The sequence below is a fragment of the Inquilinus sp. genome (genome assembly GCF_057815775.1).
In genome coordinates this window covers 1-8001 of sequence record NZ_JBYRFX010000145.1, presented here as the reverse complement: position 1 = coordinate 8001, position 8001 = coordinate 1, and the positions used below count along the sequence as shown (strand labels likewise).

6 protein-coding genes and 1 pseudogene are annotated in these 8001 nt (G+C 68.4%); all 7 read left to right on the top strand.

From position 1 onward, the window contains the following. Positions 1-981: pseudogene (locus AC3XYG_RS05320) on the top strand (sigma 54-interacting transcriptional regulator); the annotation flags it as partial. A gap of 36 nt (positions 982-1017) precedes the next feature. Continuing rightward, positions 1018-3357 (top strand): sensor histidine kinase NtrY-like, encoded by a 2340-nt coding sequence (locus tag AC3XYG_RS05315; protein ID WP_489138774.1) that lies wholly within the window; start codon positions 1018-1020, stop codon positions 3355-3357. Continuing rightward, complete coding sequence (gene ntrX, locus AC3XYG_RS05310; RefSeq protein WP_489138773.1) at positions 3347-4756, top strand: nitrogen assimilation response regulator NtrX; 1410 nt, start codon at positions 3347-3349, stop codon at positions 4754-4756. Before AC3XYG_RS05315 ends, ntrX begins: the two co-directional genes overlap by 11 nt. 44 nt (positions 4757-4800) lie before the next feature. After that, positions 4801-5655 carry a D-amino-acid transaminase gene (locus AC3XYG_RS05305; protein ID WP_489138772.1) on the top strand — a complete coding sequence of 285 codons (855 nt, stop codon included), beginning with the start codon at positions 4801-4803 and terminating at the stop codon, positions 5653-5655. A 139-nt stretch (positions 5656-5794) separates the two neighbouring features. Then, positions 5795-6037: an RNA chaperone Hfq gene (hfq, locus tag AC3XYG_RS05300; protein WP_026870608.1), complete on the top strand. Its 243-nt coding sequence runs from the start codon at positions 5795-5797 to the stop codon at positions 6035-6037. Positions 6038-6090: 53 nt separating this feature from the next. Further along, positions 6091-7359 carry a GTPase HflX gene (hflX, locus tag AC3XYG_RS05295; protein WP_489138771.1) on the top strand — a complete coding sequence of 423 codons (1269 nt, stop codon included), beginning with the start codon at positions 6091-6093 and terminating at the stop codon, positions 7357-7359. A 13-nt stretch (positions 7360-7372) separates the two neighbouring features. Next, positions 7373-8001, top strand: a 629-nt coding sequence (locus tag AC3XYG_RS05290; protein ID WP_489138770.1) for an inositol monophosphatase family protein, incomplete at its 3' end; no start/stop codon positions are given.

The following is an 8001-nucleotide window of genomic DNA, read 5'->3' as shown; positions in this document are numbered from 1 at the left end:
GATGGCCACCGACCTGACGGTCATGATCACCGGCGAGAGCGGCACCGGCAAGGAGTTGGTGGCCCGGGCGCTGCATGATTACGGCCGCCGCCGCTCCGGCCCCTTCGTCGCCATCAACATGGCGGCGATCCCGCGCGACCTGATCGAATCCGAGCTGTTCGGCCATGAGAAGGGCGCCTTCACCGGCGCGCTGTCGCGCTCCACCGGGCGGTTCGAGAGGCCCAGGGCGGCACGCTGTTCCTGGACGAGATCGGCGATATGCCGATGGAGGCCCAGACCCGGCTGCTGCGCGTGCTGCAGGAGGGCGAATACACCACGGTCGGCGGCCGCACCCCGATCCGCGCCGATGTCCGCATCGTCGCCGCCACCCATCGCGACCTGCGCACCCTGGTGCGGCAGGGGCTGTTCCGCGAGGATCTGTTCTACCGCCTGAACGTCGTGCCGATCCGCCTGCCGCCGCTGCGCGAGCGGTCGGAAGACATCCCGGCCCTGGTCAGCCACTTCATGCGCCGCGCCGCGGCCGAGGGGATGAGCGAGAAGGCGCTGGACAAGCGGGCGATGGAGCGGCTGACGCGGCATCGCTGGCCCGGCAATGTCCGCGAGCTGGAGAATTTGGCCCGCCGGCTGTGCGCCCTGTATTCGCAGGAGACGATCGGCGTCGACGTGATCGAGGCCGAGCTGAGTGACGCCTTGCCGCAGCCGGGGCCGGTAGAGGCGGGGACCGAGCCGGCCGGGGAGGGGCTGTCGGCCGCGGTCGAGCGGCATCTGCGCGACTATTTCGCGGCGCATGCCGGCAGCCTGCCGGCGAGTGGCCTGTACGATCGGGTGCTGCGCGAGGTCGAACGGCCGCTGATCACGCTGAGCCTCACGGCCACCCGGGGCAACCAGATCCGGGCGGCCGAGCTGCTCGGCCTCAACCGCAACACCTTGCGCAAGAAAATCCGCGAGTTAGACATCCCGGTGGTCCGTGGCCTAAGCTAGGGGCTGACCCTTCCGACGCCCAAAGATCCAGCGCTGATGACCACCAACGCCGCGAGTCCTCCATCCCTCTGGCGGCAGCTGTATCAATGGGCCGCCCGGGTGGGGCTGGAAAACAAGCTGGCGGCGGTGCTGATCTTCGCCGCCGTCGCCTCCGGCGTCGCCACCTACGCTGCCCTCAGCAGCAACCCGCCCTTCGGCAAGGACACCGACACGGTGTACCTGCTGCTGAACCTCGACCTCGCCATCCTGCTGATGCTCGGTGCCATCGTGGCCCGCCGGCTGGTGGCGATCTGGGCGGCGCGGCGGCGCGGCTCCGCCGGGTCCCGGCTGCATGTCCGGCTGGTCGCACTGTTCGCCGTGGTCGCGGTCGCGCCGGCGATCCTGGTGGCGATCTTCTCGGCGGTGATTTTCCACATCAGCGTGCAGACCTGGTTCTCCGAACGGGTCTCGACCGCCATCAACGAATCCCTCTCGGTGGCGCAGGGCTATCTCGAGGAGAACCAGAAGAACGTCAGCTACTCGACGCTGGCGCTGGCCAACAGCATCGACCAGAACGCGCAGTTCCTGCAGCCGAACAGCAAGGCGTTCAACGACCTGCTGACCGTGGGGACGCTGGCGCAGCGCCTGCCCGACGTCATGGTGCTGGACCGCGACAACAACATCATCGCCCGGTCCGGCTACACCGTGCCGCTGTTCGAGAAGATCGACCGGTCGGTGTTCGACCGCGCCACGCCGGGCAATCCGCATTACGAGCGCGTCGTGCTGATGACGGACGATGTCTCCAACCGGGTGCGCGCCCTGGTCCGGCTCAACGGCTTCCCGTTCGAGGCCTTCCTGCTGGTGGGCAAGCGCGTCGACGCCCAGGTGCTGGCCCATATGGAGCGCACCAACAGCGCGGTGATGGAATACCGGGCGCTGGAGGGCCGGCGATCGACGCTGCAGCTGATCTTCACGGCGATCTACGTCATCGTCGCGGTGCTGCTGCTGATGGCGGCGGTGTGGATCGGCCTGGTGTTCGCCGACACGCTGGTGCGGCCGTTGCGCGAGCTCATCATGGCGTCGGAGCGGGTGCGGGCGGGCGACCTGTCGATCCGGGTCCAGGGCAGCGACAGCACCGACGAGCTGGGCAGCCTGGCCCGGTCCTTCAACCGCATGACCAACCAGCTGGAAAGCCAGCGCCGCGAGCTGATCGAGGCGAACCGCCAGCTCGACCAGCGCCGGCAATTTACCGAGACGGTGCTGTCGGGCGTCTCGGCCGGGGTGCTCGGCCTCGACCAGGATGGCCGGATCAACCTGCCGAACCGGTCGGCCACCGACCTGCTCGGCCGCTCGCTCGACGAGCTGGTCGGACAGACGCTGCATGACGCGGTGCCTGAAATGGCCGACCTGCTGGACAGCGCCCGGGCCCGGCAGGGGCGGGTGGTCGAAGGCCAGGTGAAGATCTACCGCGACAGCGAGACGCGCACGCTGCTGGCCCGGATCGCGGCAGAGCGGCTGGATGGCGAAGTCCGCGGCTTCGTCGTCACCTTCGACGACGTGACCGAGCTGCTGTCGGCCCAGCGCAAGGCGGCCTGGGCCGATGTCGCCCGCCGCATCGCCCATGAGATCAAGAACCCGCTGACGCCGATCCAGCTCTCGGCCGAGCGGCTGAAACGCAAATATCTCAAGCAGATCACGGACGATCCCCAGACCTTCATCACCTGCACCGACACCATCGTCCGCCAAGTCGGCGACATCGGCCGGATGGTCGACGAATTCTCGGCCTTCGCCCGCATGCCGACGCCGGTCATGAAGCCGATCGACCTGTCGGAAACCTGCCAGCAGGCGATGTTCCTGCAGCGCAACGCCCATGCCAAGGTCGGCTTCAGCTTCGGCCAGCCCGATGCGCGGCCGGCCGTGCCCTGCGATTCCCGGCAGCTGTCCCAGGCGGTGACGAACCTGCTGCAGAATGCGGTGGATGCGATCGAAGGTCGCATCGCCGAAGGCCGCGACCTGCCGAAGGGTGCGGTCCGGATGATTCTCGACTACGCCGATGGCGAGGCCTGGATCACAGTCGAGGACAATGGCAAGGGACTGCCCACCGCCGATCGGGAACGGCTGACCGAACCCTACGTTACCACCCGTACCAAAGGCACAGGATTGGGGCTCGCTATCGTCAAGAAAATCATGGAGGATCACGGCGGCCGGCTGGTTCTCGAGGATCGCATGGGCGGTGGTGCCCGGGTGAGCCTCGTCTTTCCGCTCGAACAGGCGGGCATGCCGGCTGCCCCAGCCGGCCCCGGGCCGGACAAATTGCCAGCCGGCGTCGAGCCGGATGAATCAATCCAGCAGGTGACGACTGCGGGCTCCAAGGACGCGGTGGGTCATGGCGCATGACATTCTCGTCGTAGACGACGAGGCCGATATCCGGATGCTCATCTCGGGCATCCTCGACGACGAAGGCTATACGACGCGGGAGGCCGGCGACACGACGCAGGCGCAGCAGGAGCTTGCTGCCCGCCAGCCGAGTCTCGTGGTCCTCGACGTCTGGCTGCAGGGCAGCCCGATCGACGGCCTGGAACTGCTCGACATCATCCGGCGCGACCATGCGGGCGTGCCGGTGCTGATGATCAGCGGCCACGGCAACATCGAGACCGCGGTCACCGCGATCAAGCACGGCGCCTACGACTTCATCGAGAAGCCGTTCAAGTCCGACCGGCTGCTGCTGATGGTCGACCGCGCCATCGAGGCGGCGCGGCTGCGGCGCGAGAATGCCGAACTGCGGATCCGCGCCGGCACCGAGGTCGAGCTGATCGGCCAGTCGCCGGGCATCGGCCAGCTGACCCAGCAGATCGAACGGGCGGCGCCGACCGGCAGCCGCGTGCTCATCACCGGCCCGGCCGGGGTCGGCAAAGAGGTGGTGGCCCGCCAGATCCATGGCCTGTCGAAGCGGGCGGACGGCCCGTTCATCGCGCTGAACTGCGCCGCGATGCATCCCGACCGGCTGGAGGACGAGCTGTTCGGCAACGAGGCGGCGATCGACGGCGTCATCGCCACCCGCAAGGTCGGCACCTTCGAGCAGGCACACAGCGGCACGCTGCTGCTGGACGAGGTGGCGGACATGCCGCTGGCCACCCAGGGCAAGATCGTCCGGGTGCTGCAGGAGCAGACCTTCGTCCGCGTCGGCGGCATCACCAAGGTCGAGGTCGACGTCCGCGTCATCGCCTCCTCGAACAAGGACCTGCCGACCGAGATCGCCGAGGGCCGGTTCCGGGAAGACCTGTATTATCGCCTGAACGTCGTGCCGATCGCGGTGCCGCCGCTGGCCAGCCGGCGCGAGGACATTCCGCTGCTGGCCCGCCACTTCATGATGCGCGCCGCCGACACCCAGGGGCTGATGCCGCGTCTGGTCGGCGAGGACGCGATGGCGGCGCTGCAGGCCTATAGCTGGCCCGGCAACGTCCGGCAGCTGCGCAACGTCATCGAATGGCTGCTGATCATGGCGGCGGGCGACAACAGCATGCCGATCCACGCCGACATGCTGCCGCCGGAGATCGGCGCCATCGCCCCCGCGGTGCTGCGGGGCGACCGCGGCAGCGAGATCATGGGCCTGCCGCTGCGCGACGCGCGCGAGCTGTTCGAGCGGGAGTACCTGATCGCCCAGGTCACCCGCTTCGGCGGCAACATCAGCCGCACGGCGGAATTCATCGGCATGGAGCGTTCGGCCCTGCATCGCAAGATGAAGAGCCTGGGCGTGCATGGCGCCGGCGACCGGACCGGCAAGCTCGTCGACTAGTTTCGCGCGGAATGGGCGCGGCGCAGAACAAGGGATATCGGGGAATGGCGCGCGACGCCTATGTCAACGGGCGCTATGTGCCGCATGCGCAAGCTGCGGTGCATGTCGAGGATCGGGGCTTCCAGTTTGCCGACGGCGTCTATGAGGTGGTCAGCATCCGCCGCGGCCGGCTGATCGACGAGGCGGGCCATCTCGACCGGCTGGACCGGTCGCTGCAGGAGCTGCGCATCGCCTGGCCGTGCGAACGGCGGGTGATGCAGCTGATCATGCGCCGGCTGATCGACCGCAACGGCGTGCGCGACGGGTTGATCTACCTGCAGGTCACCCGCGGCGTGGCGCCGCGGGATTTCCGCTTCCCCGTCGCGGCACGGCCGACCCTGGTGATGACGACGCGGCGCGCCGTGCTGGGCGGCAACGCCAAGGCCGGCGTGCGGGTCATCACCATCCCCGACATCCGCTGGCAGCGCTGCGACCTCAAGACCGTCGGCCTGCTTGCCCACAACCTGGGCAAGCAACAGGCGTCGGAGAGCGGCGCCTTCGAGGCCTGGCAGGTCGACGAAGACGGCTTCGTCACCGAAGGCACGTCGTCGAATGCGTGGATCCTGACGGCGGACGGGGTGCTGGTCACCCGGCCGGCCAGCCACGATATCCTCAACGGCATCACCCGGCAGTCGGTCCTCGGGATCGCGTCGGCGGAAGGGCTGCGCTTCGAGGAGCGGCCGTTCGACCTGGAGGAAGCCCATGCGGCGCGGGAGGCATTCATGAGCAGCGCCACCAGCTTCGTCACCCCGGTGGTGCGGATCGACGACCGGGTGGTCGGCGACGGCACCCCGGGACCGTTGGCGCGCAAGATGTTGGAAGCCTATGTCGCGCATGCCGACGGCCCTGGCGCATCATAACGAGGTGCCTGCGCATCATAACCATGCACAGCTCTCTCTTTTCTCCGCGCTGTGGGTTACCATATTGTCCTTCGGTGCCACATCGTGTGGCTCGGGCCCGACGGGGCTCCAATAAAATCAAGCAGCAGGACCCGAACTTATGTCAGAAAAAGCACAAAACGTTCAGGACGTGTTTCTCAACAACGTCCGGAAGAACAAGATCCCGGTGACAATCTTCCTGGTCAACGGGGTGAAGCTGCAAGGTATCATCACTTGGTTTGACAACTTCTCGGTCCTGCTTCGCCGTGACGCACACTCGCAGCTTGTCTACAAGCATGCGATCTCGACTGTGATGCCGGCGCATCCGATCCAGCTGTTCGAGCCGCAGAAGGAAGAGGCCTGATCCTTTTGGGACAAAATCCCGGTGTTGATGGCGCGCCCTCGGGGCGCGCCATCGTGATTCATCCCGTCCTGCCCAGCGCCCGCGGCGATACCGGGCGCACTGCCGAAGCCTCGCTCCAGGAGGCGGTCGGCCTGTCACGGGCGATCTCCCTCGACGTCGCCGAGGCCCGCTGCGTCCGCGTGTCGCGGCCCCAGCCTTCGACCCTGATCGGCGAAGGTGCGCTGGAGGAGCTGTCGACCGTGGTCGCGGCCACCGAGGCCGGCCTCGTCGTGGTCGACGGCACGCTCAGCCCGGTGCAGCAGCGCAACCTCGAGCGCCGCTGGAAGGTCAAGGTGATCGACCGCACCGGCCTGATCCTGGAGATCTTCGGCGAACGGGCCCGCACCCGCGAAGGCCAGCTGCAGGTCGAGCTGGCGCATCTCAGCTACCAGCGCTCGCGCCTGGTGCGGTCCTGGACCCATCTGGAGCGGCAGCGCGGCGGCGCCGGCTTCCTCGGCGGCCCCGGCGAAACCCAGATCGAACTCGATCGCCGCCAGATCGACGACCACATCATCCAGATCAAGCGGCAGCTGGAAGACGTCCGCCGCACCCGGTCGCTACACCGCGACGCCCGGGCCCGGGTGCCGTACCCGGTGGTAGCGCTGGTCGGCTACACCAATGCCGGCAAATCGACCCTGTTCAACCGCCTGACCCGGGCCACGGTGCTGGCGAAGGACATGCTGTTCGCCACGCTCGACCCGACGATGCGGGCGATCGAGGCCGGGCAGGGGCGCAAGATCATCCTGTCCGACACGGTCGGCTTCATCTCCGACCTGCCGACCCATCTGGTCGCCGCCTTCCGGGCGACGCTGGAGGAGGTGCAGGCCGCCGACATCATCCTGCATGTCCGCGACATCTCCCACCCCGACACGGAAGCCCAGCGCGAGGATGTCGAGCGCGTGCTGCGCGACCTGGACATCGACACCGATGCCGACGGAAGGGTGATCGAGGTGCTGAACAAGGCCGACCTGCTACCGGAGGCAGAGCGCGAGACCCTGTCCACCGCCACGCATCGCCGCGGCCATGACGAAGCGGTGATCTCGGCCCTCACCGGCGAGGGCTGCGACGAGCTGCTGGCGCTGGTCGCCCGGCGCATCAACGCCGATCGCGAGACGGTAACGGTGAAGCTGGACATCGCCGACGGCCGCACCATGGCCTGGCTGCACAGCCATGGCGAGGTGCTGGAAGCCCGCAACGACGGCGCCAACGTCTTCGTCCGGGCCCGGTTGCATCCGAACGACGCCGCGCGGCTGCACCGCCAGCTCGGCACTGCCCGACACTGAGGACTCCCTTCCGATGCGCCTGCCCGACATCGACCAGGTCGCCGCCCTGATCGCCGAAACGGCGCGGGAGCTGATCCTGCCGCGCTTCGGCCGGCTGGAGGCGGGGGCGGTGATGGAGAAGGCGCCCGGCGACCTCGTCACCATTGCCGACCAGGAGAGCGAGATCCGGCTGGCGGAACGGCTGCCCGCGCTGCTGCCCGGATCGCGCGTGCTGGGGGAGGAGGCCTACGCCAAGGACCCCGCCGTGCTCGACCTGCTGGACGGCGACGACCCGGTCTGGATCGTCGACCCGGTCGACGGCACCGCCAATTTCGTCGCCGGCCGGCCGCGCTTCGCCACCATCGTCGCCCTGGCGCGCAAGGGCGAGACGCTGATGGGCTGGATCCATCTGCCGATCGAGAACCGCACCGCCTGGACCATCCGCGGCGAGGGCGCCTGGATCGACGGCAAGCGCCTGACCCTGGCCAAGCCCGGGCCGCTGGCCACGCTGCGCGGCGGCTTCAACCTGGCCACGCGCCCGCTTGGCTATGCCGCCGGCGTGGTGCGGCTACGCGACGCGCTGGCGTCGCATGTCCACGTCAACTGCGCCGGCGCCGACTACATCGACGCCGTCGAAGGACGGATCGACATCCTGGCCTATCG

Coding starts and splice junctions, on each gene's coding strand:
- ntrX (WP_489138773.1), top strand. CDS start 3,347: ATGGCGCATGACATTCTCGTCGTAGACGACGAGGCCGATATCCGGATG.
- AC3XYG_RS05315 (WP_489138774.1), top strand. CDS start 1,018: ATGACCACCAACGCCGCGAGTCCTCCATCCCTCTGGCGGCAGCTGTAT.
- AC3XYG_RS05305 (WP_489138772.1), top strand. CDS start 4,801: ATGGCGCGCGACGCCTATGTCAACGGGCGCTATGTGCCGCATGCGCAA.
- hfq (WP_026870608.1), top strand. CDS start 5,795: ATGTCAGAAAAAGCACAAAACGTTCAGGACGTGTTTCTCAACAACGTC.